This window comes from Streptomyces sp. NPDC016469 (genome assembly GCF_040632905.1).
Lineage (GTDB): Bacteria > Actinomycetota > Actinomycetes > Streptomycetales > Streptomycetaceae > Streptomyces.
The window spans coordinates 62,842-86,477 of sequence record NZ_JBEYCQ010000009.1; the positions used below are offsets into that span (position 1 = coordinate 62,842).

Sequence of the window (23,636 nt, forward strand, 5' to 3'; positions counted from 1 at the left end):
GTGGTTCCTTCCGGTCGGGGACGGTCGCGCGGCGCGGTCACCTCGGTCACCCCGTCAGGAGCTGGTAGGCCGCGGCGCAGGTGCCGGCCGCGGCGAGGAGGACGAGCGCGAGGAATCCGGCGGCGTACGCCGTGTAGAGGCGCCGGGCCCGGCGGGGGTACGCGGCGGCGGCGTCCGGGTCGCCGCGGCGCAGGGCCAGGTAGGCGCGGGTCTCCGGGGCGAGACGGGCGGTGCCGAGCAGATGGCCGAGCATGCGGTAGCCGTCGAGCGGGGGCAGCGGGACGAGGTTGCTGAGTCCCTGGACGGCGCCGAGCAGCAGGAGCCCGGCCAGCAGCGCCCTGGTGGGGTCGCCGGGGGGCAGCAGGGACCACCAGAGGGCGAAGGGCAGCAGCAGCACCATGTTGAGGTGGGCGCCCGCCCCGGCGATGACGAGCCGGGCGCGAAGGGAGGGGAGGAAGAGGTAGTTGTCGACGGTGCAGTAGAGCATCGCCACCGGGAGACGCCAGCGCACGCCGATCTCGGTGACCGTGCCGCCGTAGTGCTGGGCGGCGACGCCGTGGGCCAGTTCGTGCAGGGTGATGCTGAACCACAGGAACAGGGCGGCACCCGCCAGGGCCGCCGGCTCGCGGATCAGTTCGCCGGTGCCGTCGAGGAGTTCACCGGTGTGCAGGACGAGGGCCGCGACGGTGACGAGGACGGCGGCCAGCAGCGGGAGCTGGACCGCCCGGTGGAGCAGCGGACGCAGGACGCGGTGGAGCCGGGCGGTGGTCCGGCCGGCGTCGGCGACCAGGCGCCGGGTGCCGTGCCACCGCCCGCCGGTGCGGGCCGGGGGAGGGGCGGCGGGCGGCGGGTCGGGGGCGCCCGCCAGCAGGCTCCGGGTGCCGAGGAGGCCGAGGAGCCTGTTCCAGTGCTCCTCGGCGAGCCGGCGGCCGAAGCGTTCGGCGTAGGCGGGCGCGAGGTCGTCGAGGGTGCGGGTCCCGTCGAGGCGGGAGATGAGGAAGTGCTCCTTGGGCCCGACCTCGAACGCGGCGCCGCTCACGGGGTGCTTGAGCAGGTGCACCGTGCGGGGGCCGCGCAGCAGGGGCGGGCTGATGAGGACGCCCGGCCCGAGCGCGGGGCGGTACGCGCGAGCGGCGGCGCGAGCGCGGTCGGTGGCCGGGTTCATGAGCCCGCCGCCCTGCCCGTACCGGCGTCGCCCGTACCGGCGTGGTCCGCCACCGCACCGGCGGTACCCGCCGGCTCGCGCAGGACCTGGCCGAGGACGAAGGAGAGGTACGCCTCGTCGCGGATCGTCACATGCAGCCGGTTGTTGGTCATGTGCATGTACGGGGAGAGCAGCCGGGGCAGCACGGCCGGGACATGGGTGAGCCGTTCCAGGGGGGCCGCCCCGGCCGGCTCGGCGCGCTCCTGGCCGGAGTCCTCGCGGGCGGGCCCGTCCCAGGCCGGGAAGAGGAGTTCGCCCCGGGTGGCGAGGTCGGTGACCCGGTCCCGCAGCTCCAGGCAGTGGGCCGCCCAGCCGCGCAGGAAGGACGGCAGCCGGCCCCGCTCCCCGGCGGCGACGGCGGCGCGGATCGCGGCGAAGCGGCTGCCCAGGGCGGGCGCCATCTGCGTGTAGGTGCGCTCGTACTCCTCCGATCCGATGAAGCCGGTGCCGGGGAAGGCGCGGTGCCAGAACGCGTAGTAGCCGTCCAGGTAGTCGGCGAGCCGGTCCCTCTCCGGCAGGAAGCAACTCGCCATCACCATCATCAGCTGGGCCGAGGTGCCCAGCAGCACGGTCCGCAGGTGGAGGTTCATGGTGCGGAAGGCGTCGATGACCAGGTCGCTGGAGTGCCGGAAATGCCACTCGGCCAGCTCGACCCCGGCCGGGCCGCCGTACTTGGCGTACTCGGGGGCGTACGGCTCCAGGCTGAAGGAGTTGTTCGGCCGCAGGTTCATCCGGCCGTCCTCGCCCATGTACCGGGTGCGGTCCCCGCCGGGGAACTCGATGTCGAACAGCTCGTTGTAGAAGTCCTTGAGGAACCCGGAGTCGACCTCGTAGAGGGCGGGCCGGGTACGGAGGAAGCCGGTGAGGGCCGCTTCGGCGCGCCGCCGCACCTCGGGGGCGGCGGCAGGGCTCGCGGGGCGCAGCCGGAGCCGGACGTGCGGTCCCTCCAGCCAGTACGTGATGAAGAAGTGGCCGGCCAGCAGCCCTTCGGCGGTCAGCTCGGCGACCAGCGGGCGGACACAGTCGACCAGCATCGGCCGGGGGCTGGCCGCGTAGAAGACGTGCAGGGCGATCCAGTCCCCCCGTTCCGTGCCGGCGGGGCGGGCGGGGCTGGGCGAGATCAGTTCCGGCATGTCGGGCCGTCCTCGGTACGCGGGCGGGAGGTGAAGGTCTCCACGGCCAGTTCGGCGACGTGGTGACCCTGTTCGGAGAGCACGTGCGGGGCGTCCTCGGACGGGAGCATCTCCCGCAGGACCACGGCGTCGCCCGGCCCGCGCTCCAGCAGGGCGTCGAACGCGGTCAGGGACAACGGGCTGTCGAAGTCCACGTACAGGGGTTTGGCGCCCAGGGCGCGGCGCCCCTCGCGCACGACCGTCGCGAAGACCTGGGCGGGCAGCCCGTGGGTGCGCCGCCAGCGCCGCCAGCCGAGGAACCACCCCGCCTCGTCGGCGCCGGGTGCCCGGGCGGGCAGCGCCCCGGCGTCGGCCGTCCAGCTGCGACGGCTGACGACGATCCCGTCGTGGACCACGCGCGGTCTGCGGGTGACGCCGTCGCGGGCGGGGGCCTCGGGGACGCCGCCCCAGACGTCGGTGGGCGTCATGGTGCTCGGGGCGAGCAGGAGCAGGGTGCGGGGGATCTCCGGCAGCGCGACGGGCACGAGGTAGCCCAGGTAGACGGGGACGACCTCGCACTCCAGCCGCCGGGACCGCAGGACGAGCCGGTCGGTGGCCTCGTCGTGCTGGAGGTACAGGTCCTCCAGGTGGATCCGGGCGTCCTCGGGCACGGTGGAGGTCTCTCCGGGGCAGACGATCTGGTGGCTCGTCAGCCGGCCGTGCAGGTTGAGGTTGGTGGTGATCGGGCCCCCGGTCAGCTCGGCGAGGACGGCGCCTTCCGGGGCGCGGGTGAGGAGTTCGGCGCGCAGCCGCTCCGAGAGGCCGGGGCGCACTCCCGGACCGGTCGCGCCGTCGGAGTCGTAGACGTGCGTGAACCGGCTGAAGGGGAAGGCGAGCCCGCCGTACGAGCGGTTGAGGACCACCAGCGGCCGCCCGTCCGCACCGGGACCTGCGATCTGGATGTGGTGGCTCTGCGGGGTGAAGTCCTGGGTGATCGTGGCGAGTTCCCCGGCCACTTCGGTGAGGAGACCGGCGGGGAGCCGGATCTCGTCCGCCGTGCCGTGCTTCTCCCACTGCTCCCGCATCCCGGCGACGAAGCGCCGGCGGGCCGAGTCCAGGGTGCGCAGGGCGCTCTGGCCGAGCCAGTTCTCCTCGGGGACGTACTCCCCTTCGGCGTCGAAGGTAGAGCGTTTGGACGTGAACGAGATGTACTGGTCGAAGAGGTCCTCGTGGAAGTCGTGCACCAGGCCGAGCAGGTCGTCGCAGCGCCCGCCGCTTCCGTGCCGGGCCAGGAAGAAGCCGCGCAGGGTGATGCGCTGGGGCAGGGTGATGTCGTACATCGGGAGGATGCCCTCGACCCGCCGCAGCGCCCGGCCCGTGGCGCCGGCCAGCGGCCCGGGCCCGCCGCTCAGGTCCTCGCCCGCGCTGACGTCCTCGTACACCAGGGTCTGCGGCAGCGCGGCGTCCTCGGCACCCAGCTCCCGCTGTACGTCGAGGAGTTGTGTGCGCAGGGTGCGGAGCAGGGTGCGCCGTTCGGTGAGCGGGGCGGCCGGGTACGCGGCCAGGCAGGCGGCCGGTCCGTCGAGCGAGGCCGCGACCGCGTCCGCCCAGGGGGCCCCGAGACCGCGCAGGGCCTGCTGGAAGGAGCGCAGCGGGTCGGGGCTGTGCACATCGGTGCGCAGGCCCGGCACCTGCACCATGCCGAGCTGGAGCAGGGCCGCCGCGTAGCGTTCGGCCTCGTCAGGACCGGCGCCGCGCTCGGTGCGCAGCATGTCCACGAGGTCCCGGTGGCGTGGCCCCTCGTGGGCGGAGAAGAAGGTGAGCAGCCGGTCCAGGGTGCCGCTGCCGCGGAGGTAGAACAGCCGGTCGCGTACGGCGTCGAAGGTGACGGCCGCGCTGTCGTCACCGGTGGTCACCCACTGGCGGACGTAGCGGATGCGGTCCTCGTCGCGCCCCCAGCCCGGGGCGAGGACGACGGGGAGGTCCTGGCGGCGCACGGGGTCGGCGAGGATCAGGTCGGCCAGCCGGCCGACGACGACGACGTTGAGCCGGACGTGGCTGGTCCACTCCTCGCCGACGCGCAGGGCGGGCGGAGCGGTGTCCGGGGCGCCCGTGTCGAAGGTGCCGGTGGCGACGGCGGTCAGGGTGCTGAAGGGACTCGTCTTGCACGCGGTGCGGTAGAGGTAGGTGAGCGCCGAACGCTCAATCTTGCGCATCCGCTTGCCCGGCTCGGCGCTCGTGTCCTCCAGGTATCCGCCGAGCCTGCTGTCCAGCGTGGGCGAGGCCAGCAGCAGCCCCAGCCGGAACCGGTCCCCGGCCAGCGCCTCGCGCAGCGCCCGGCGCGCACCCCGCATCTCGACGGCCAGCAATTCCGGTCCCCGGCCCAGGAGACCGGCGTACCGGGTGCGGAGGGCCAGCCAGTCGGCGAGCCGTGCGCCCACCTGTTCGGCCAGCCCGGTCACCAGGCGCTCGGCGGCGCGGGGGTCGGCGGGCGGGCGGTTGTTGAAGACCGCGCGGCGAAGGTTGAGCAGGAGGCGGCGGGCGTCGCTGCCGGCCGCGTCGGCGGCGCCGAGCAGTCCGTGCAGCAGCTCGCTGAGCGCGGCGCCGTCGGCCGTCAGCCGTTCCTCCAGTTCCAGGACCTCGTCCGCCCAGTCACCGGTGCCGGGGCAGCGCAGGCCCCGGACGGTCTCCAGGGGCAGGCCGGCCGTACGGAGCAGGAAGCGGTGCCCGGGCTCCCACACGTCGGGCGGACGAAGGGTGGTGTCGGACGTCAGGAGTGTCATCGCAGGGTTCCCGTCAGGCGATCTCGTGCCGGAAGTCGGCGGGCCGGGGCCGCTCGTTGCCGAGCGGCATGATCAGCAGGGGTGCCTCGTCGCCGTCGCCCAGGCCGAGCTTTTCGACGTACGCGATGTTGTCGAAGCCCAGGGCGACGCCCGCACCGAGCCCGAGCGCGGCGGCGGCCACGTAGAACGTCTGGGCCACGGCGCCCGCGGCGCCGGCCGCCAGGCGGTAACCGCGGTCGCCCACCGCGTCCAGCACGGCGGTGGTGCGGACGGCCGGCACGAGGACGGCCCCCGCCTGCTCCAGGTTGTAGTTGGCGAGGAAGTAGGTGTCCTGGAGGAACGCCCCCTGCGGCCCCGCGTCGACCAGCCGCAGCTCCCCGGTCTCGGGGTCGTACACGTACGCGCCCGGCTCGACGGACTCGACGTGGTTGACGAAGGCGTACATCCGGGTCTGGCGCACCGCGCCCTCCGGGTCCGCGTCGCTGGGGAGCGACGTCCCGGCGCAGGCCGCGAGGACGGCGGAGAGCTGGGCGGGCGTGACGGGGCGCGCCGCGTCGAAGCGGCCGAAGCTGCTGCGCCGGGTGCGCAGGGCGCGCCGCACGGGCACGGCGGGGAAGGCCGGGGCGGGGAGGGCGGTCCGGGTGCCGCCCGGCGGGGTGGGCAGCGCCGCCGCGGCGGCCAGCGCGCCGGGGGCGGGGCGGTCCGTCGCGTCCCGGGTGGTCGCGGCGTGCATGGCGAGGAGGGTGGGGAACGTCCGTACGGTGCGGGACCGTTCGGCGTCCCGGTGCCGTACGGCCGGGTCGGGTCCGCGGGGGACCGTCGCGGGGGCCGGGGCCGGGGCGTCCCAGCGCAGCGGGACGACGGCGAAGACGCCCTCCTCCTCTCCCGCGGTGCCGAGCAGACCGTTCAGCCGGGGCTCGTCGAACCACAGGACGGGCGAGGTGGCCAGGCCCCGGGCCCCCGCCCAGATCCGCCAGGTCTGCACGAGGGTGCCCAGGTCGGTGGAGACCACGTGGTACGAGAAGCTGTTGTACTTGAACGCGTTCTGCCAGTACTTCACCCCGAGGATCAGGTACTGGTCCGTCTCCCGGGCCTCCTCGGGCGCGCCGGGCCCCAGCGCCTCGCGGACGCGGGCGGAGACGTCGCCGGTCAGCACCCGCTGCACGGCGTGCCGCTGGACGTCGTAGTAGTGGATGCCGGGGGTCAGCGGCCCGGAGGGGCCGGACGCCCAGTAGATGCTGACCGGGTAGAGACCGCCGCCGCCCGCCGTGCCCCGGGACCAGTTGGCGTGGGTGTGCAGCGGCAGCCCCGACAGGTCGCTGTTGGCCTGGACGCCGAGGCGGCGGCCGGTCAGCCCGTAGGAGTCCTTGAGCATCGCCGACAGCAGCGGAAGGGTGAAGCCGGCCGGGTCGCCCGCCGCCGCGCCGCCGTCCGGGGCGGGCAGCAGACCGCGTGCGGCGGGGGCGTCCGGGAGGTCGTCGCCGTCCGGGAGGGCGTACGGCTCCACGCCCGGGTAGAACTTCCCCCGGCGCGGGCCGTCGGGCCAGTCCGGGACGAAGTCGGTGGGCTCCATCGGGACGCGACCGCGGTGCAGGACGGCGTCGGCGTACTCGTGGGCGTACCCCATGGGGCGGCCCCCTCTCGCGTGGGCTCGGATGGTCGGGTGCGGCTGACGTGCGGTCATGGGAAAGGGTGCGGCGCCGGGTTGAGGCCCGCGGGGCCGAGCACGGTCCGCGTCCGGGGCATGTGCCGGGCGCGCTGGCGGGACCAGCCGAAGTCGATGGGGAGCAGCCCCGGCACCAGGACCTTCACGGTGTGCAGTCCGACTACGCGCTGCTCGGGCAGGGTCTGGTCGACGACGACCACGTCGTGGCCGGCCGCGGTGACGGCGCCGACCGCGCGCAGCAGGTCTGCGCGGAGGTCGGGGGCGGCCGGGTCACCCCCGGTGTCCGGCCAGGCCAGGTCGGCGACGGAGAGCGGGGGGCGGGGTACGGGCTGCCGCAGCAGGAAGTCGGCGTGCCGGCCCATCTCCGGGATTCCGTACGACAGCGGGTGGTCGTGGAGGGTGGTGAACCGGTCGAAGTCGGTGGCCATGGCACGCAGCCGTTCCTCGTCGCGCAGGGTCCGGCCGACGAGGTTGACCGCGTCGGTGGCGATCTCGCAGAGCGCGGAGTCCAGGGCGGATTCCGGGTCGAGTCCGGCGCCCGCGCCGAAGCACATCCGGCCGGTGGAGCCGTCGAAGCGTTCGGCGCAGCCGGTGATCACGGGGACCGGGAAGCCGATCCGGGTGTCGAAGAAGCGGGCCCGGTAGCCGTACATGGCCAGCCGGTCCACCATGTGCCGGGTGGCGGTCCTGGTGCTGGTCGCCGGGTCGATCTCGCGCAGGGGCAGCTGCCCGTGCCAGGCGAGCAGGAAGGCGTCCCGTTCGATGACCTCCATCAGCCCGAAGTAGACGGCCTCCTCCGTACTGCCGCCGGACGCACAGCCGTTGGAGCTCTCCTGCACGAACCGGCCCTCAAGACCCGGGGCGTGGTAATAGGCGAGGACCTCGGGCACCGGCCGGGGGCGGTCGTCGCGCAGCGACCAGCCCCACACCCAGGGGATCTTCCGGTCCGTCGCGAAGGGGCGCACCCAGGGGTTCCGGTCGTAGAACTCCTCGGCGTACAGGCCGGTTTCGCGCGGGTCGACGGCGTCGGGGCCCAGCTCGTCCAGGGAGGCGATGAGCCGGGTGGTCCTGGCGCGGGCCCGCATCCCGGCGTAACGCTCCAGCGCCTCCAGGACCCCGATGCTCCGGCTGTGCGCGTACGTGTCCGCGTGGCCGCCCCAGAACGTCTCCCGGAGGTAGTCCCCGGACCGGGTCGAGAAGCAGCCGACGGTGGCGGAGGTGGTGGTCGAGGCGACGTCGCAGGTCACCGAGGAACCGAGCGCGCCCCAGTGCGGGTTGACGAAGGCGTCCTCCGGCAGCCGGTAGTCCTCCACCCGCCGCACCCGGAAGACACCCGGCCGGTACGGGGGAGCGGGCCGCAGGGTGAGCGCCGCGGCCCCGGCGGTGTCGGGGCCGGGCGTGGAGCAGCCGGGGCACTCCGGATCGGGGACCAGGGGGTGGCTGCGTACGGTCATGGCGTCCAGGTCCAGCAGGTGGACCCGGGGGTACGGGCCCGGCGCGGGCTCCGCACCGGCGAGCCCCGCCATCAGGGCGGCGACGGCGGTGACCGCGAAGGGCGTGCCGTACGGCCAGTCGCCGACCGCCCGGGTGCCGTTGCCCAGTTCGAGGCCCTCGCGCAGGGACACCGAGCGCACGCCCTGCCAGCGGCGGGCGAGACAGGTGCCGCAGCCGGCGCGTCCGTCCCGGGCGGGCCACGGGCCGATCAGCACCTGCCGGCCGTAGAGGTGGACGGGCACGGCGGCGCTGTCGGCCGGCGTGTCCCCGCCCGGGGCGCCGGTCGGCGCGTACGCGTCCCGGACGCCGAGCGGCGCGACCGACACGACCGGGACGGCACCGCCCTCGCCGAGCGCGTACCGCAGCGCCGCGGCGAAGCGGCCGACGGCTTCGGGGCGTTCGGTGAGGAGGGGACGTACGGCGGTCTCAGCCGGCATCGGCGGCCGCCCGGGTGAGCAGGACACGCACGGTGTGGATGCCCGCCGTGGGCAGGTCGGCGGCGTGCGTGGGCACGACCAGGGCGTCCCGCCCGGCGGCGGCGAGGCGTTCGAGGATGCGGGTCCAGCCGGTGCCGTCCTCCCCGGCCGGGGCGTCCGGGGCGGCGGGCCGGTCGGCGGTGACCGGGACGAGCGCCGCGTCCAGGTCGCGCAGCAGCGGGTCACCGGTGTCCGGGGCGCCGGGTCCTTCGGCCCGGGACCCTTCTTCGGCCGTCTGGGCCTGTCCTTCGGCCGCCGTCTGGGCCTCGCCGAGCAGGTCCCGCAGGGCGTCCACGGCCGCCGTCGCGAGGTCCGGGGCCGCGCCGACGGCCCAGAGGGCGGGGCGGGGGGTGCCGGTCGTCCGGGCGAGGACGACGGATGCCCCGGAGAACGCCCGCTCGCCGAGGTCCAGCAGCTCGACGGTGAGGCCGAGATGGGCCGCCGACCGCAGCAGGAACACCGGTTCGGGGTCCTCGCCGAGCAGCTGGGGCGTGATGACGGAGACCGCGCCGGCCCCCCGGACGGCCCGGCGCAGAGCGTCGTGGGCGAGCGCCGACAGCAGCCCGGCCCCAGCGGCCTCGGGCAGGTCCGCACCGGCTCCGGCACCGGCCCGGGTGGGTTCGAAGCGGCGGTCCGCGTTGTCCGCGCCGAAGGGGCGCACCGCCGCGGCGGGCACCCGGACCGCCTCCTTGGTGAGCAGTGAGACGGCCGCCGTCCAGCGGGTGGCCGTGCCGGTGCCGCCGGTGCCGGACGCGACGGTGAGGCTGTCCGGGGCCACGGCGGGCAGTTCCGCCATGGCGTCGTCGGGTACCGGGGCGGGCACCACGTGCTCGGCGTAGACCGTGGCGGCGGCGTTCAGCGCCCGCAGCCGGGCCCCGGCGGTGTGGTGGACGTCGAAGGCGGTGACCGTCCTGCGGCCCCCGGCGCCGAGGCCCCCCAGGACGACCGAGCCCACCTTCAACGGGGTCTGGGTCACCTTCTCGTCGGCGTAGGCGGTGAACACCCCGGCGTGCGGGTGGACGAGGGCGGAGCGGCGTTCGAGTGCGGCGAGCGGGCCCTGGGCGGCCTCGTCGTCGGCGGCGGTGGCCGCCGTCGGGAGGAACGCCGGGCGGGTCGGCGCGGACGCCAGGTCGACCGGCTCGGGCAGGGCGGGGGGCGGCGCGCAGTACGGGCACGCGGGATGCGGCAGCAGCGGCTCCGACGCCACGTCGAAGGAGGCCATGTCCTGGAGGAGGAGCCGGTCGCGGGTCTCGGCTCGCAGCGCGCCGGTGACCAGGCGGAACACCTCGTAGCCGAGCAGGTTGCCGAGCATCGCCGCGAGCGGCCCCACGGGCTGGGCCCCGGGGGTGCCGGTGCCGAGGGCGAGCCCGCTCCAGAGACCGGCGGCCGCCGTGCCTGCCGCGTCACCGGCCGCGCCCAGCCGCAGGGCCGCGCAGGCCCAGCAGGCCGCCGCCCCCGGCGTCATGACCGGTCCGACGACGGCCCGCCCCTGGAACGTCCAGGCCGGGAGCAGCGTCCTGCCTTCGGGAACCCCTTCGCGGAGCAGCGCCAGTACGGTGCCCGGCACGTGGGGACCGGCCGCGGCGACGACGACGTCGTACCCGTCGTAGGCCGCCCAGCCGGCCCGGGGCCCGGGCCCTTCCGGGAGTACGGACAGCTCGACGGGGCAGTCCTCCTCCGCCAGCCGGGCCGCCTCCCGGCGGACCTCCGCGAACTCCTCGGCGGTGGTGCCCCCGGAGCCGTCGAGGAGGGTGGCGTCGACGCCGATGGCGGCGCAGCCGTTGCGGATGAGCGACAGCACGCACCAGCGGGCCACGGGACCGTCGCCGAGCACGGCGACCCGGGTGGAGCGGTAGCGGGCGAACCGGGCGTCGGCTTCGTCCGCGTAGTGGTCGATGTAGGCGATCTGCTGGGCGAAGCGTTCGGCGGGGGCCGGGGCCGTCGCTGGGCCCGCCGACTCGTCCGGTGCCGGTACGGGCCGGGCGAAGCCCCGCGCGTAGAGGGCCTTCACGAGTTCGCCGACCATGGCCTTCTGCCGGTCGCCGAAGCCCTGGCAGATCTCCTCGACCGATCTGCTGCCGTCCAGATGGGGCACCAGAAGCGTGGCGAACCGGTAACCCGACCGGGCGGCGAGCCGGAAACCTCCGTCCGCGTTGTGGAAGATCACGCCGTCGGGCGTCTCGGTGAACAGGACGTCACGGCGGACTCGCGGCCGGGTCCCGGCGGTCTCTGTGTACGGCGTTGCTGCCATGCGTGCGTCACACCTCGTGTTCTGGGGGCTGGGACGGCGGGCCCGGGGGGCGGGCCGCGCTGTCCGGCTGGGAGCGGGTGGGGGCGTACGGGGTGGTGGTACCGGGTGTCAGGTGCGGGGTGGTGACGCGATGTCACCGCAGGGCGATGGGCCGGGTACTGCCCGCCTGGGGTGTCTCCCCGCGCCGTGGCGGGCGCGGGAGTTCGCGGGCGCGCCCCGGAGCGGAGGCGGCGACGGAGGAGACGGTCGCGCGCCGGGCGTGCGCGCGCAGCAGGTCGTGCATCCGGAAGGCGCCCGGGTGCTCCTCCTCCAGGAGGCCCGCGTCGAGAAGGCGTTCCAGCACGTCTTCGGCCGTCTCCCACGGCACGTCGAGGACGGTGGCGGCCAGGTCCGCGGTGAGCGGGCCGCGTGCCGCCGCCCCGAGCCGGAGATGTGCCTCGGCCAGCACCGGAGGGAGCCGCCCCACCGCCTCGTCCAGGGTCAGCGGTACGGACATCCGGGGGTCGTCGGCCAGGCTGAGGCGGGCCGGCAGGCCGTGGCGGAGCCAGCGCGCGCAGTCGGCCGGCTTGAGGAGGGGCCGGGTGAGCAGCCGGGCGGCGGCGATCCGCAGGGCGAGCGGATGGTGCCCGCACACCTCGGTCAGCAGCCGCGCCCCCGCGGGCTCGGCGGTGACGCGTTCCGGGCCCAGGACGGTTGTGAGCAGGGCGTACGACTCCTCGGGGTCGAGTGCGCCGAGCCGGTGCACGGTGCCGCCGTGCGTGGCGACGAGAGCTGCGAGCCCCATCCGGCTGGTGACGAGCGCGGCACCGCCGGCGTTGGCGGCGAGCAGGGGGCGTACCTGGTCGGGGTGGACGGCGTCGTCGAGGATCAGGAGCGTACGGTCCCGCCCGGTGCCGGACCCGGCGGGCAGCGCGTCGCGGAGCTCGGTGGCGGCCTCCTCGGCCGGGCGCGGGGTGCCGTCGGGCAAGGTCAGCGGCAACAGGACGCACCCGCCCGGGAAATGCCCGCTCACCAGGTGCGCCACATGCAGGGCGAGCGCGGTCTTGCCGATGCCGGGCGCCCCGGAGAGCACGGCGACCGGGGCACGATCGGGGGCCGTGCACTCCGGGGCGCGGTCGAAGGAGGCGCCGGCCGGGGAGGTGCCGGCCGGGGAGGTGCAGGGGGAGCCGCCCGTCAGCAGTGGGACGAGTTCCTCCACCTGGCTCCGGCGCCCGGTGAAGCCGGGCACCGCGGGGAGGGGGGCCACCCCCGTACCGTCACCGCCACCGCCCCGGCCCTCCGGCGGAAGCGCCCGCGACGGGGGTGCGGCCGGTGGCGCTGGGGCGGTCACTGAGACGGGGGCCTGCCCGGTGTCCGGGGTGCCCAGGTCGTCGCCGCGCAGGATCGCCAGTTCCAGGCGCTGGAGTCCGGGCCGCGGGTCGACGCCGAGTTCCTCGCGGAGGTACGCCTTGATCCTCCGGTACTCCGACAGCGCCTCCGTCTGCCGCCCGGTCCGGTAGAGGGCCAGCATCAGCTGCTCGGAGAACCGCTCGTGCGCCGGGTATACGCGCGTAACTTCCCAGAGATCGACGAGGGTTTCGCGGCAGCGGCCGTGCTCCAGTTCGATGTCGCAGACCCTCTCCAGGACCCGCAGGCGTTCCTCCGCCAGCCGGGGCACCTCGTCCCGGTGCAGCAGTCCGGAGGGCACGTTGGCGAGCAGCGGCCCCTGCCAGAGGGCGAGGGCGGCCCGCAGGGTGTACAGCTCGGAGTCCTCACCGGCCGCCGCCCGGCCGACGAGCTGCCGGAAGTGGAGCAGGTCGAGGGTCTCGGCGTCGGCGTGGATGCGGTAGCCGCCGGCGACCGCCACGACGGCCTGGTCCTCGATGCCGTACTTGGCGAAGATCCGGCGCAGCCGCAGGACGCAGCTCTGGAGCGCGGCCTTGGCCGTGGTGGGCTGCTCCTCGCCCCAGACGGCCTCTTGCAGGTAGTCGGTGGAGACGACCCGCCCCGGCCGGATGAGCAGGGCGGCCAGCAGGGCGGTCGGCTTGGAGGGCGGGAGGACCACGAGGTCCCGCCCATCGGTGATGCTCAGGGGCCCGAGCAGTTGGAACAGCACCGTCGTCCGCCTTCCCGTACACTCTCGGCGGCCCGTCGCCGGGCCGCTGCCTCGTCGTACCCGTACAGGACCGGGGACTACTGCCAGCCGAAGTCGTTCGACCGGTTCCCCGGGGGCTCGGGCAGGGCGAGGGACGGGAAAGCCGTACAGGAGAACCGGTGGGGACACGTCATGCGGAAGCCTTTCGAACCAGTGGTGGGGAGCGTTCGACAGCCGTGAGTTTTGTACGCGGGTGACGCGACGGTGAAGGCGGGACCGGTGGACCGATGAGGCCATGGCCCCTTCCGTCCAGCATGTGGATATCCGGGCCGCCGCCGGCCCCCGGGAGACGGTCCGCCACCGTTCACCCGCTCGTGGCGTGGCCTTTTAGCGCCGCGCAACCGGGGTGCTGAAGAGTAGATTTCACTGCCTCGAGGTAATAACTACGGCAAGAGACAGCGCTCCTAGTGTGGAGGGACGATGCTCGACCCTTTGGGCCTCGATGCCACGGCGGAGATCGTCTACCGGGCACTGATCGCCGAGCCGTACGCGTCCCTCGCGGAGCACCGCACCCGGCTGCGCCTGATGCAGGATCAGTTCGACGCCGCCGTGAAGGAGTTACTGGACCTGTCCCTGGTGCGGCCGGCCGCGGGCACCGGTGGGCAGCGCCTGCATGTGGTCGACCCCAGACTGGGCCTGGAGATGCTGCTGACCCGCCGCCGCGCACTGCTCGCCGCCGAACGGCAGCGGCTTGCGGACGGGGAGGCGGCCGTGGCCGAACTCCTCTGCGGCCTCCCCGCCCCCCATCCCGGCGCCGGTGAGCCGCCGGTGATGCACCTGGACGGCGTGGACCACGTACGGGACTACCTGGTGCGGCTCCACGAGGAGGTGAAGGAGGAGATCCTGACCTTCGCGACGGGCGGCGCGCAGACGGAGGAGAACATGCACGCCTCCCGCCCCCTCAACCAGGAGCTCCTGGAGCGCGGGGTGCGGATGCGCACGGTCTATCTCGACAGCATCCACAACCACCCGCCCACGGTGGCCCACGTGAGCTGGCTGGCCTCGCTCGGCGCGGGGATCCGCACGGCCCCCTCGCTCAGCACCCGCATGATCATCACCGACCACCGCCTGGCCCTGGTCGCCCTGGACGACCAGGACTCCTCGCTCGGCGCACTCGTGGTCTCGGGCCCGGGCCTCATCGCGGCGCTGGAGGCCCTGTTCGAGAACGTCTGGGACGACGCCGAACCGCTCGGCCCGTGCGAGAGACCCGCCGGACACTCACTGACCCGCCAACAGCACGAAACCCTGCGCCTGCTGGCCCGCGGCTACACGGACGAGGCCATAGCCAAGCGCCTCGGGGTCTCCCCCCGCACCGCCCGCCGCATCGCCACCGGCCTCCTCGGCCAGCTGGACGCCCGCAGCCGCTTCCAGGCAGGCGTCCACGCGGCCCAACTCGGCTACCTGCCGGCGGACGGACCCCGGCCCTGAGGGGCGGGGGAGCGGGCTCAGCGCCTCGTGCCGGAGGATGCCGTCGGTACCGGACCGCCGGAAGTGGCGGTCGAAGTCCACGGAGTGGTCGTGGAGCCCGAGGCGCCGGTCCCGGCCCTCGGCTCGCAGGGACGGGTGCCGTGGAGGCCGAGCGCCGCCCGTAGCGCGTTGCGGGTCATCACCCACGGCCAGGGCAATGGAATCGCACGTGTGCGACTGAGGCGTACGATGCCTGCCGTGGATGCCTCGAACGACAACGTGCGATGCGGGCTCTGCGGGCAGGTCAGGGATGCCCGGCACGAGCAGCACCACGAAGAACCGGCGGTCGGCGCCGGCCGGAGCGTGGAGTACGTAGTCGTCGAACTGCGTGGAGCAACTGCTCATTGCCAGGCCGTCGATGAGCCGACCCGCATGTTCAGAACCGGGGGCGACGTGCTGTCGGGGCAATTGGGGATCGCCCTGCCCGATCTTCTCGGCTGCCATTACAGGTGCTGGGAGACGCCCGGGGAGTACGGCGTCTTCCGGCGGGCCTTCGAACTGGTCTGACCTGCGACGGCGCGCCGTCCGCTCGCTTGCGTCCGCACGCCCGGCCAGGCAGGAACGCATGCGGTCGGCCCTCGCCGGGCACCCCCGAGTGACGTTGTCGCTGACAACGGCCCGCGGATGACCGCGGCGAAGTCGTCGCCCCGCAGCCCGATCCGCGGATCGACGTGGTGGAGGAGCGCCGGGGCCGGGTGGTGGGCGCTCACGTGGGCGTGGTCGGCGTCGCTCTGTTCACGGCGCCTCTTGACCTCAAGTCCGCTTGAGATCGCACGATCGAGCCATGAACGAGACGAGCACCGCCCCGGACCCCCAGGACCACTTCGGGATCGCCGTCCTCATCAGCGGCTTCTTCCGCGCACTGGACGAGCGCCGCTTCGAAGAGGGCTGGGCCGACGCCTACTTCACCGACGACCTCCACGTCACGACCCCGGTCGGTGAGGCCACCGGCGCCGACGCGATCCGCCTCGCCGAAGAGTCCGTCAGCCGCTTCGCCGCCACGCTCCACATCTCCTCCGACGTCCTGGTCCACCCCGCCCCGGACGCCCGCACGGCCGACGTCACGTGGAACGCCCACATGACCCACGTACACCCCGACACCTCCCTCTTCACGGTGGGCGGCGTGTACGAGGCCCGGTTCCGCCGTACGGACGAGGGGTGGCGGGTCGGCCGGATGGGCGTGCGGGCGGTGTGGACGGCGGGGGAGCCGCCGGTGTTGGGGGCGGAGGCGGACGCGCGGGTACAGGTTCCGGCAGGGGCGGAGGCGCCGGCCGGCCCGGCCTGACGGACCGGCCCCGTGGCGCTCACGTTGTGGCCGGATCGGGGTCGAGGAACCGAGGACCAGGATCTCCGGGAGCGGGCTCAGTGCCTCGTACTGGTCGCACCGGGTGCGTTGCCGGAGAACGGCTTCCGGCCACTTGCGCTCAATGGCCCGCGGCGCGTCCGCTTCACGGCCTGCGGCGATCGATCGAGGCGCGTTTGACCGCGTACCCGCACAGGCGGGTGCCGTAGAGGTCCAGCGCGTCGTCGGGGTTCGTGGCGTAGTGGGCGGCGACCTCCTCCCAGCGGTCCCAGCTGTAGAGGCGGGCGTAACGGCGGTCGTCGTCGGTGCGCCGGTTCTCGTGCACATCCGTCGCCGTGTCGCGCTGCTGGAGCCAGGCATGCCAAGCGGCGTTGCCGGTGGGCCGGACGGTCTGCGGGCAGGCGTCGGCCGACAGAACGTCGTACGGAGAGGCGGGCGCCCGGTCGCGGAGGCGTGCGGTGATGTACGCGGCGGGGGCGGCGGGGCGCCAGGTGATCCACCAGGAGGTCAACTCGGCGGCGACATCGTGGGTGTCGAGCCCTTCGTCGATCAACGGCCGCAACGCGTGGGCGAGTCGGCGCAGCCCCTCGCTCTGCGTCCACGGGACGAGGGGCCGGACGCGGGCGGCGATCCGGATGTCGGCGGCGACCTGCATCGGGCTCCTGCGTGCCGAACCCCCTGCCCGGGCGGTGGTACGCGCCCTCGCGCGCCGGTACGGGGTGTCTTTGAACCTCCCCCTCATCTCAACTGCGCCTGTACGGGGGTGAGCGCCGAGAGATTGGGGCTCACGCCCACGGCGATTCGGCCTCGTCACCGCGGTGTTGCTCGCGGGCGCCCTCGGCACCCCGATGACCCGGGCTCCGAAGCCCCGGCCGTCGATGCGGTGGGCGTGCGCCCGGTCGTAGGCGTACGGGATGGTGGCCGCGTAGACCGTCGCCGTGCCCGCGTACGCTCGCCCGGGCAGCCGCAGATTGCGTCGCGACCCGTGGCGGACCCAGGCGAGGCACCCCAGCTCGCGGAGGTACGCGACGTGCCGCTTGACCGTCGCCCTCGACAGCGCGCAGCGTGCGGCCGTCCCGTCGAGGTCGTACAGGACGGTCCCCTCGACGTAGTCCATCCGCCGCGCCAGGTCCCGCGCGACGCGTAACGTCGCCTCGCCCGCCTTCGGATGGAGCCGGGCCTCCTCCACCAGCCACACCACAGCCCGCAGCCAGGCCCGCGGCTGCGCATGCCGGGCGGCGGTCGCCGCGACCTCCTGTATCGAGGCGGGAACGGGCTGCCAGTGGGAATCGGGGCAGGGCTGAGAGACGCGGCTCGGGGCCGCGTCGGGGGTACGACGCATCACAGTCCAGGGGTGGGCGCAGGGCAGGCCGCGGCGGTAGCGCGGGGCGTGGGAGCCTTCGACAAATAAATGATCCCACGACGTGATCGATTATGTGGCGGCTTGAGGAAATGCGACAACGAACCGCGGTCGCACGGTGGCCTCTCGGTATCGTGGCCCTCACGGCACGGGCGAAGGAGAGACATGGGCACCCCACCCGAGCGACTGCTTGACACCGGGGGGGTCGCGGAAGCCGCGGGGATCACGGCCGCCACGGTTCGTCTGTATCTCAAGCGCACGCGCAAACGTGTCGTCGGTGGCCTTGGCGTGAGGCCGGCGGACTTTCCGCTCCCCGACGATCAGTTCGGGCGTTCTCCCGCCTGGCGGGAGAGCACCATCAGGGCGTGGCTCGCAGTCCGCCGCAGGCCCGGCCGCCCGGCTCCGGGCGAGTAGGCGATCCGTGGGGCGCTATTGCCCAGTCGGGCCCGGGCCGGGTGTACCGGGGCAATGCGGCCTTTGAGGGGGCGACGGCTCAACACAGTTCGCGCCTGCGGACCGATCTGACGAAGCGGGCCCAAGCCTCCGCGTCCACGCGGAACTGCCCCTTGAGGGGCTGCTTGCTGTCGCGGACGGCGGCACCGCCACCGAGGAACGCGGCCTCGACGCACTCCGTGCCGCTGCCACCGCTGTACGACGACTTGAACCATTGGTAGCCGTCTTCGTGTTCCATCACAGCTCCCTGCACACCTCGTTCAACAGCGCGACGGACGACTGGAGGTCCAGTGCTTGGGCGCGCAGATACTCGAACGCCAACCTATAGCGTTCGAGTTCCTGAGGCTTTTCCATGAACAGGCCGCCGCCGAGGATGTCCACGTAGACCACATCGAGCTCCGGCGTCGCCCCGCCCAGGAGGACGAAACTGCCTACAGCCGCCGCGTGCGCCCCTGCGGAGAACGGCAGAATCTGGACCGTGACGTGGGGCTGAGCCGAGAGTGCGATCAGATGCTGCAACTGCTCGCGCATGACGGAACGTCCCCCGACCATGCGCCGGATCACGGCCTCGTCAATCACCGCCCAGAGGTGTGGGGGCTCGTCGCGCGACAGCAGCTCCTGACGCTTCATCCGGATGTCGACCATGTGATTGATCTCTTGGTCGCTGCACCTCATCTCGGATGCGCGGTGGACAGCTTCGGCGTACGAGCGGGTCTGAAGCAGTCCGGGGACGTACATGCAGGCGTAGTGCCCTTCACTCACCACCTCGTCTTCGAGGGTGAGCATCAGGTTCATGGACTCCGGGATCGGGTCCGCCAGTGAACGCCACCAGCCTTGGATGCGCGCGCCCTTGGCCAGTTCGATCAGTGACTGCCGCTCCTGGTCCGAGGCGCCGTACTCGCGACACAGAGCGTCTACGGCAGGCCATTTGACCGCGCCTTCCTTTGTCTCGTACCGACTCAGTGTGGCTTTGGAGATGCCTACCCGGGCGCCCGCCTCCTCCAAGGTGAGGCCCTTGGCGTCGCGTAGACGGCGCAGGTCGGCTCCGAGCTGCCGCCTGCGGGTTGTTGGTCCAACTGACATGTTCCAGGCCCTTCGAGTCGATCTCTGAGGGTGCACGCTGCCGAGTCCTGCAGGCAAGGAGGCGTACGCCGGGGGCGCGCGCTGACACCTCGCGCCCCTGAAGAAGCGAAGTGAGAGTTCCATTTTGAGAGTTTCAGTGCAACTCTATGCTGCGTGGCGCTCACGGATGGTGATCGCAGTTCTGTGGAGGGATGGTCTGGCATGGGCGGATGTCGTTTTGGCGTCGAGCGACGAAAGTGGGAACTGCCGTTCCTGGCGGAGCCGAGCGAGCTGGCCGGCATGCGGAAGGCGATCCGGCGTCGCCTTGAGCTCTGGGGGCTCTCGTCGGTGGCTCCCGCGGCTCAGCTCTGCGTGACCGAACTGGCCAGCAACGTCATCAAGCACGTGGGTACTGGAACGCCTAGTTGTCTTGAGGTGAGTATGAGCGGCAGCTACGTGCGCATCGAGGTGAGCGATCCGGATGGGCGGCGTCTCCCCACGCTCGTCAGGTCGGACGATCTGAGCGAGCAGGGACGGGGCGTGGCGCTGGTGGATGGAGTGGCCGCCCGCTGGGGCGTGATCCTACGCGGCGACTCCAAAGTCACGTGGTGCGAGATCGCCACAGATTTGCAGTCGCCCGACAGCCACATCGGAAGTGAGCAGGTAGCGAAGGCCGAGGCGCTTCTGGGGCTCTGTGGCCTTGGGGAGCGCGCGAAAGCTACGCGGCCCAGGGCGACGACCGCAAGGGAGGCGGCGGAAACAGCCACGGCCTTGATCGCCGACCTGCTTTTGTGGCTCGCGGCGCACGGCTTCGACGCGGACGAAGCGCTTGATCGCGCGCAGCTTCTCTTCGAAGCGGAGTCGGACCCCGGGTTCGTGTGAGTCGTGACTACCCCGAACGGTTCGCCCGCCGAATGCCCGTCATCCGGACGCGATTGCGGAGTATGTCACCACGTCGGCAGGCATCTCGTGGCGCAGCTTCCAAGTGATGCCCATGGGGTTACTTCCCTCGTGGGTGTCGTAGTCGGCTGGCCCGAGCAGCATCCAGGGATGAGGGCCCCCGATGTCCGTCTTCTTGTAACGCCGGGCGAAAAGGAGGATGTGGGTGCCCTTCTTCTGGTGGGTTTGGTAGCGAACGCCCGTCGCGGATGTCTCTGAAGTCTGATTCTGGGACTCCCAGTGGAATTCGGACTCGTTCAGCGCGTAATCCTTGTACCGGGTCTCCGGGGAGAAGTCCTTCTCATCCTTCTCCAGGGTGACGAAGAGGGCGTCCGTCTGCTTGCCCTCGCACCACCTCGCTCCTTCGCGAAAGTGCCCTGGCAGGAACCCGCCCAGTTTCGATTCGTCCAGGGCTGTGAGGATCTCCTCGCGGCTGTACGAGGCATGGACGGTCAGTGGCAGATCGGCGTGCGCCCCGCGGAGCGGGATGGGGAGGTGGTCGGCCAGCTCCAGAACATGGGTGAGCATCTGGCGGACCTCATCTCGGAATGCCTGCTGACCGCGGAGGGTGTCCAGGCCCTCCCCGTAGCTTGCGAACCCGCCCCCAAGCGGCCACAGGGAGAAGAAGAGCATGCGGGCGTACGCCTGGTCCTGCGGGTCCAATTGGTCGTACGCGGGGGCGTCGTCGCTGAGGAGCTTGGTGTACGCCGAGACGCGGGCCGGGTCGTCGACGTGGAGGAACGCCGGCACCCGCTTCAGGAGCGCCGCCTCGCCCTCGGGGGCGGTCGGATCCAGAAGCTTGGCGCGGCGAAGGAGGCCCGTCCAGGAGTTTCCGTTACCGCGGTACAGCTCCTTGATCTCTCGACCGCTCTCCCGGAGGTAGGCCGAGAGCCGCAGCTCCGCATACTCCGAGACTTCGCGCGCGAGCTGCGTGACGTTGACCTTGAGCTGGTTGCGCACGTTGTCGAGAATCAGCTCCTTGGCCTTCTTCTCAAGGATGATGTGGCAACCCGACGGCAGTTGTGGGAAGTCATGCTCGATGCTCGTCAGCAGACGGTTGCGTGTCAGGTTGGTCAGGGCCCGGAGGGGTGCTTCGAATCGAAATTCCTTGCGGTGTTGACCGATGAAATCGAGGACGGTCAGCACGGCCTTGTTCTCGGTCCTGCGCAGGCCGCGCCCCAGCTGCTGAAGGAAGACGGTTGCGCTTGAGGTCGGCCTGAGAAGGAGCAGAGTGTCGACATCGGGGATGTCGAGTCCTTCGTTGAGCAGGTCGACGGAGAAGATCACCTGGAGCGCCCCGGTGCGGAGCTCTTCGAGCGCAGCCCTGCGATCGGCCGGTGCGGTCTCACCGGAGAGTGCGACCGCCTTGAGACCGGCGCGTCGAAAGAAGTCGGCCATGAACTCGGCGTGAGCCACTGTGACGCAAAACCCCAGAGCTCGCATCGTGCCGGGGTTGGTCACCTTGTCCTTCACGGCCTTGACGACGAGTCTGGCGCGAGCGTCGTTACCCGTGAACAGGTTGCCGAGCACCTTGCTGTCGTAGGCCCCTCTCTTCCACGTGACGGCACTCAGGTCGGTGTTGTCGGTGATGCCGAAGTAGTGAAACGGGCTCAGCAGTTCGTTTTCAAGGGCTTCCCAGAGGCGCATCTCAGCTGCGATCCGGCCGTCGAAGTACTCATCCTGGATGCTCTTGCCGTCCATCCGCTCGGGAGTGGCGGTGAGGCCGAGAAGTTCCATGGGGGCGAAGTGCTTCACGATCCGCCGGTAGGTGTCCGACGTACCGTGATGGAATTCGTCGATCACGATGACGTCGAAGTGGTCCGGAGCAAGGCGGTCCAACGTATGGCCCTTGAGTGACTGGGCGCTTGCGAACACGTGCGTCCAGTTGTCGGGCACCTCGCCGCTGTAGCAGAGCTCGCCGAAGTTCGCGTCCACCAGAACGTTCTGGTAGACGCGCAGGGACTGCTCCAGGATCTCCTTGCGATGGGCGACGAAGAGCAGGCGGAGATCCCGGCCGTGCTTCTGCCGCAAGTGCTTGTAGTCCAGGGCTGCCATCACGGTCTTGCCCGTGCCGGTGGCTGCGACCAGGAGGTTGCGGTGCCGTTCGTGGACCGTGCGCTCGACTTCGAGGCGTTCCAGCATGTCGCGCTGGTGGGGGTAGGGACGGACCTCGAGACCGGAGAGCGTGATGACGTTGCTGCCGCGGCGGTCGGAGGGAGCACCGGCCAGGGCAAGAGCCTCGTCCAAACGCTGACCGTCGATGTCGGGGTCGTACGTTTCGAAGGAGCGCTCACTCCAATAGGCATCGAAGGTCGCCTCGAACTTGCGAAGGACCGAGGGAGTTGCCACCGAGGACAGCCGGACGTTCCATTCGAGGCCGTCGAGGAGCGCTGCCCTCGACAGGTTGGAGCTGCCGACGTACGCCGTGTCGAAGCGGCTCTCACGGCGGAAGAGCCACGCCTTGGCGTGCAGGCGAGTCGAGCGCAGCTCGTAGTTGACCTTCACCTCGGCGCCGAACTCGCGGACCAGGCGGTCGAGCGCGCGTCGCTCCGTCGCTCCGATGTACGTCGTCGTGAGCACCCTGATGGGGACACCGCGGTCACGGGCGGAGGTGAGTGCGTCTTCGAGCACACGCAGGCCGTGCCACTTCACGAACGCGCAGAGGAGGTCTACGCGGTCAGCTGTGGCCAGCTCCGCCCGGAGTTCGGAGCCGAGGCTCGGATCCTCGGCTGCGTTGGTGATGAGGGCGGTGTCGGAGAGGGGAGTGGCCGGACGTATGGCGTAGACGCCTGGAGCTTCCTGCTCGGCGACTGCAAGCAGTTGCCGCGGTCCGTCGAGGACCACGTCGACCCACTCGGCGGCGCCTTTGAGTGTTTTGATCGATTCGAGGATGTGATTCGCGGCTACGACCTGCTCCGCCGGATCGAGTCCTTGAAGCACCTGGCGCACCGTGTTCGCGATGTGCCGGGAAAGGATGTGCGGCGTGGAACCGGCCCCCACGACATCGTCGATCGCACGCCAACCTGCGGCCTCGAGCTGCTTCATCCGCTCTTCGAGCCGCCGGGTGATCAGCGTCTCGTACAGGCCGGCCACTGGCGTCGCTGCGTTCAAAGCATTACTGGTCACGAGCCGCCCCCTGTTGCGATAACTACGCACGCAGTTCTATCAAGAGGGTCTGACACGCTGAACGGCACTCGGCAGTGTGCCGCCCGCCCCGGCTACTCTCCTGCCGGCCGGACCGTGCCCTGCGGTGTGTGCAGCTGTACGTCTCGCGTGATCGCCAGTGCATCAGCCGGGCGAGGCCGACCCGCGGAAGGAGGAGAGGCAGCCGGGCGCCGTACGGCAGGCGGCGGCGACAAGCACATGCGAATCCAGAATCAGCACCCTATGCGCGGGGGCCGTGCCCGGCTCCGAGCCCGTCTGCCGCCCCCAGCACCCGCACGAACCCCACCCCCGCCTCCCCGTTCAGCATCACCGCCTCGCCCGTCTCCACGAACCCCGTCCGGCTCAGCACCCCCCGCGACGCCGTGTTCCGCACCGCTGCCCTCGCCCTGAGCGCCGTCAGGCCGTACCTCGTGCGGCACAGGTCGAAGAGCTGGTGGACCGTGGTCGTCGCCAGGCCCCTGCCCGTGGCCTTCTCCGCGAGGCGGAAGCCGAGTTCGGCCGTGCCGGCGGTGGCGTCCATCAGATTGAAGCGGCCCAGGACCTCGCCCGTGTCCTCCGCCACCAGGACGTGGAAGTGGCAGGTCCCCGCGGCCTGTTCGGCGAGCAGCGCCTCGTGGCGGGGCGGGTAGCCGGCGAAGAAGGCGTCGCCGCGGTCCGGGATGGACGCCGCGAAGAACGCGCGGTTGGCCGCCTCGAACGCGAGGACGGCCGGGGCGTGGTCGGGGCGCAGGCGCTGGAGTTCGGGCATGGGCGAAGGGTACGGAGCC

16 protein-coding genes are annotated in these 23,636 nt (G+C 72.3%); 4 read left to right on the top strand and 12 right to left on the bottom strand.

Annotated features, from left to right (window positions below):
• Positions 1–46 precede the first annotated feature (46 nt).
• The 7 genes from ABZ565_RS12565 to ABZ565_RS12595 form a co-directional block, all read right to left on the bottom strand.
• Positions 47–1,165 (bottom strand): M50 family metallopeptidase, encoded by a 1,119-nt coding sequence (locus tag ABZ565_RS12565; protein WP_361024289.1) that lies wholly within the window; start codon positions 1,163–1,165, stop codon positions 47–49.
• Positions 1,162–2,337 carry a lantibiotic dehydratase C-terminal domain-containing protein gene (locus tag ABZ565_RS12570; RefSeq protein ID WP_361024292.1) on the bottom strand — a complete coding sequence of 392 codons (1,176 nt, stop codon included), beginning with the start codon at positions 2,335–2,337 and terminating at the stop codon, positions 1,162–1,164. The genes ABZ565_RS12565 and ABZ565_RS12570 overlap by 4 nt, the downstream gene beginning before the upstream one ends.
• Entirely contained in the window at positions 2,325–5,099 is a 2,775-nt protein-coding gene (locus tag ABZ565_RS12575) for a lantibiotic dehydratase (RefSeq protein WP_361024295.1), read from the bottom strand. Before ABZ565_RS12575 ends, ABZ565_RS12570 begins: the two co-directional genes overlap by 13 nt.
• 13 nt (positions 5,100–5,112) lie before the next feature.
• A complete protein-coding gene (locus ABZ565_RS12580) occupies positions 5,113–6,726 on the bottom strand; it encodes a nitroreductase family protein (protein WP_361024297.1) in 1,614 nt (537 codons plus the stop codon).
• Between the two features lie 53 nt (positions 6,727–6,779).
• Complete coding sequence (locus ABZ565_RS12585; protein ID WP_361024299.1) at positions 6,780–8,696, bottom strand: TOMM precursor leader peptide-binding protein; 1,917 nt, start codon at positions 8,694–8,696, stop codon at positions 6,780–6,782.
• Positions 8,686–10,986, bottom strand: coding sequence for a TOMM precursor leader peptide-binding protein (locus ABZ565_RS12590; RefSeq protein WP_361024302.1), 2,301 nt, complete (start codon positions 10,984–10,986; stop codon positions 8,686–8,688). The genes ABZ565_RS12585 and ABZ565_RS12590 overlap by 11 nt, the downstream gene beginning before the upstream one ends.
• A 133-nt stretch (positions 10,987–11,119) precedes the next feature.
• Positions 11,120–13,081 (bottom strand): BTAD domain-containing putative transcriptional regulator, encoded by a 1,962-nt coding sequence (locus ABZ565_RS12595; RefSeq protein ID WP_361024305.1) that lies wholly within the window; start codon positions 13,079–13,081, stop codon positions 11,120–11,122.
• A gap of 459 nt (positions 13,082–13,540) precedes the next feature.
• Between ABZ565_RS12595 and ABZ565_RS12600 the strand changes: the two genes are divergently transcribed.
• From ABZ565_RS12600 to ABZ565_RS12610, 3 genes are all read left to right on the top strand, one after another.
• The gene (locus ABZ565_RS12600) at positions 13,541–14,548 is read left to right on the top strand and encodes a helix-turn-helix transcriptional regulator (protein WP_361024308.1); all 1,008 of its coding nucleotides are present in this window, start codon (positions 13,541–13,543) and stop codon (positions 14,546–14,548) included.
• Positions 14,549–14,785: 237 nt separating this feature from the next.
• Complete coding sequence (locus ABZ565_RS12605) at positions 14,786–15,094, top strand: hypothetical protein (protein WP_361024311.1); 309 nt, start codon at positions 14,786–14,788, stop codon at positions 15,092–15,094.
• 277 nt (positions 15,095–15,371) lie between these two features.
• Positions 15,372–15,872, top strand: coding sequence for a nuclear transport factor 2 family protein (locus ABZ565_RS12610; RefSeq protein ID WP_361024314.1), 501 nt, complete (start codon positions 15,372–15,374; stop codon positions 15,870–15,872).
• Positions 15,873–16,035: 163 nt separating this feature from the next.
• Here ABZ565_RS12610 and ABZ565_RS12615 read toward each other — a convergent pair whose 3' ends face one another.
• The 3 genes from ABZ565_RS12615 to ABZ565_RS12625 all read right to left on the bottom strand — a co-directional run bounded on the left by ABZ565_RS12615 (position 16,036) and on the right by ABZ565_RS12625 (position 18,786).
• Positions 16,036–17,232 carry a cell wall protein gene (locus ABZ565_RS12615; RefSeq protein ID WP_361024317.1) on the bottom strand — a complete coding sequence of 399 codons (1,197 nt, stop codon included), beginning with the start codon at positions 17,230–17,232 and terminating at the stop codon, positions 16,036–16,038.
• 511 nt (positions 17,233–17,743) lie between these two features.
• The gene (locus tag ABZ565_RS12620; protein WP_361024320.1) at positions 17,744–17,941 is read right to left on the bottom strand and encodes a DUF397 domain-containing protein; all 198 of its coding nucleotides are present in this window, start codon (positions 17,939–17,941) and stop codon (positions 17,744–17,746) included.
• Positions 17,941–18,786: a helix-turn-helix transcriptional regulator gene (locus ABZ565_RS12625; RefSeq protein WP_361024323.1), complete on the bottom strand. Its 846-nt coding sequence runs from the start codon at positions 18,784–18,786 to the stop codon at positions 17,941–17,943. Before ABZ565_RS12625 ends, ABZ565_RS12620 begins: the two co-directional genes overlap by 1 nt.
• Positions 18,787–18,939: 153 nt before the next feature.
• On the opposite strand from ABZ565_RS12625, the gene ABZ565_RS12630 reads away from it, so the two are divergent.
• The gene (locus tag ABZ565_RS12630; protein WP_361024326.1) at positions 18,940–19,647 is read left to right on the top strand and encodes an ATP-binding protein; all 708 of its coding nucleotides are present in this window, start codon (positions 18,940–18,942) and stop codon (positions 19,645–19,647) included.
• 39 nt (positions 19,648–19,686) lie between these two features.
• Here ABZ565_RS12630 and ABZ565_RS12635 read toward each other — a convergent pair whose 3' ends face one another.
• Both ABZ565_RS12635 and ABZ565_RS12640 read right to left on the bottom strand, forming a co-directional pair.
• Complete coding sequence (locus ABZ565_RS12635; RefSeq protein WP_361024750.1) at positions 19,687–22,749, bottom strand: DUF3427 domain-containing protein; 3,063 nt, start codon at positions 22,747–22,749, stop codon at positions 19,687–19,689.
• 340 nt (positions 22,750–23,089) lie between these two features.
• Positions 23,090–23,617 carry a GNAT family N-acetyltransferase gene (locus tag ABZ565_RS12640; protein WP_361024329.1) on the bottom strand — a complete coding sequence of 176 codons (528 nt, stop codon included), beginning with the start codon at positions 23,615–23,617 and terminating at the stop codon, positions 23,090–23,092.
• Positions 23,618–23,636 lie beyond the last annotated feature (19 nt).

What these genes read in the sequence shown, in the direction of transcription:
- ABZ565_RS12600 (WP_361024308.1), top strand. Translation starts at nt 13,541, where the DNA reads ATGCTCGACCCTTTGGGCCTCGATGCCACGGCGGAGATCGTCTACCGG.
- ABZ565_RS12640 (WP_361024329.1), bottom strand. Translation starts at nt 23,617, where the DNA reads ATGCCCGAACTCCAGCGCCTGCGCCCCGACCACGCCCCGGCCGTCCTC.
- ABZ565_RS12610 (WP_361024314.1), top strand. Translation starts at nt 15,372, where the DNA reads ATGAACGAGACGAGCACCGCCCCGGACCCCCAGGACCACTTCGGGATC.
- ABZ565_RS12635 (WP_361024750.1), bottom strand. Translation starts at nt 22,749, where the DNA reads ATGAAGCAGCTCGAGGCCGCAGGTTGGCGTGCGATCGACGATGTCGTG.
- ABZ565_RS12565 (WP_361024289.1), bottom strand. Translation starts at nt 1,165, where the DNA reads ATGAACCCGGCCACCGACCGCGCTCGCGCCGCCGCTCGCGCGTACCGC.
- ABZ565_RS12580 (WP_361024297.1), bottom strand. Translation starts at nt 6,726, where the DNA reads ATGGGGTACGCCCACGAGTACGCCGACGCCGTCCTGCACCGCGGTCGC.
- ABZ565_RS12585 (WP_361024299.1), bottom strand. Translation starts at nt 8,696, where the DNA reads ATGCCGGCTGAGACCGCCGTACGTCCCCTCCTCACCGAACGCCCCGAA.
- ABZ565_RS12575 (WP_361024295.1), bottom strand. Translation starts at nt 5,099, where the DNA reads ATGACACTCCTGACGTCCGACACCACCCTTCGTCCGCCCGACGTGTGG.
- ABZ565_RS12615 (WP_361024317.1), bottom strand. Translation starts at nt 17,232, where the DNA reads ATGCGTCGTACCCCCGACGCGGCCCCGAGCCGCGTCTCTCAGCCCTGC.
- ABZ565_RS12590 (WP_361024302.1), bottom strand. Translation starts at nt 10,986, where the DNA reads ATGGCAGCAACGCCGTACACAGAGACCGCCGGGACCCGGCCGCGAGTC.
- ABZ565_RS12620 (WP_361024320.1), bottom strand. Translation starts at nt 17,941, where the DNA reads ATGGAACACGAAGACGGCTACCAATGGTTCAAGTCGTCGTACAGCGGT.
- ABZ565_RS12570 (WP_361024292.1), bottom strand. Translation starts at nt 2,337, where the DNA reads ATGCCGGAACTGATCTCGCCCAGCCCCGCCCGCCCCGCCGGCACGGAA.
- ABZ565_RS12625 (WP_361024323.1), bottom strand. Translation starts at nt 18,786, where the DNA reads ATGTCAGTTGGACCAACAACCCGCAGGCGGCAGCTCGGAGCCGACCTG.